Origin of the sequence: Pseudomonas sp. LPH60 (assembly GCF_030718165.1) — a bacterium.
GTDB classification, from domain to species: Bacteria; Pseudomonadota; Gammaproteobacteria; order Pseudomonadales; family Pseudomonadaceae; genus Aquipseudomonas; species Aquipseudomonas danubii.
The window spans coordinates 1-1,191 of the sequence record NZ_JAVAJH010000029.1; the positions used below are offsets into that span (position 1 = coordinate 1).

At 43.9% G+C, this 1,191-nt stretch carries 2 protein-coding genes; one reads left to right on the plus strand and one right to left on the minus strand.

The window, feature by feature from the left end; genetic code table 11:
* Nucleotides 1-361: hypothetical protein (locus Q8O96_RS31085; RefSeq protein ID WP_305950129.1), on the plus strand; the 361-nt coding region annotated here is incomplete at its 5' end.
* Between the two features lie 496 nt (nucleotides 362-857).
* Here the strand turns inward: Q8O96_RS31085 and Q8O96_RS31090 are convergent.
* Nucleotides 858-1,191, minus strand: a 334-nt coding sequence (locus Q8O96_RS31090) for a hypothetical protein (protein WP_305950130.1), incomplete at its 5' end; no start/stop codon positions are given.

Genomic DNA, 1,191 nt, shown 5'->3' on the forward strand with positions numbered 1-1,191 from the left:
CACTAGCCTTGCGCCAGTGATTAACTCCTTCAGCCAGATAACTGGTTCCGAGAGAAACTTTCTATCTTTCAATCATCTAGGATATCTGGACTATCCAGCTAACTTTAGCTGGAGTGTCCAAGGAGCCACAAGATATGAAGTTTACAGCCCTGTTGGGCTTATATACTCAGGTACGTCGGTATCTGGCTTTGTGTATCCAGTTGGCAGCTACTACGGGAGAATAGAAGCTGCACTACCACATCCAGTAACGTACACATTAAAAGCGTTTAATGGTCCTGACGGATCATCACCAGTCTCAGTGACTACACTTGTTATCGAGGTACAGTTTTTCACTCAACCTGACCCTGATCCATCTGGTTGATTAGGTTTGAAATAATAAAAAAGCCCCCGCTTAAAACGGGGGCTTTTTCTATGAGTTCTTACATAAGCGACCGTTTCTGAGAATGCATCTACGACAGTGGTTTTCTTAAGCCCGCTGCCAGTTCTAAAATCGTTTTACGTCACGAACTCATTATTTGGTAACAATTGGGTTACTACTCTCGATACTTATTGGGCTCGTTCAAACACCTTTACCTGGAGTGTTGAAAATGCAACCAGATACGAGCTGTCGTACGGCAGCTGCGTGTATTACAACGGAACAGGAAATACCGCTACGCTACCGAACACCTATATATTTCCTTGTGGAATTTCAGGTGCTTTTCGGCTAAGAGCATTCAACGGTTCATCTTCGAAAGACTTTTATATTTACCCTCAGTTTCGAGATGATTACACGGTAGATCCTTCCGGCTGATGAAGGTCATCATAAACTGAGAAGGCCCCGCTATTCGGGGGCTTCTCACACTACTAGGGTTAAACCACTATGAGCCTGAACTACAACTTCCGCAGTCAGGATATGTTTTTGTGACTGCGATAGACCTGTCTACATAAGTTGCTCCATTCCAGACTCTGAGGGTGAAAGTAGCAACATAAATACTACCACCAGCAATGTAAGTCCCATCATTCAAGTTTGCTGATGTAGCTGTTCCAGGACCAGAGTAGAAGAGTCCAGCAGGAGAGTACAGTTCGTATCTGGTTGCATTTTCTGCAGACCAGCTAAAGCTGTAAGTGCCAACATTGAACTTTCCTGAATAGTCCATTCCCAATTCCGTGTCAGAAAACGTGAATGTTTTTATGACAGGAGTAATGGGAGTA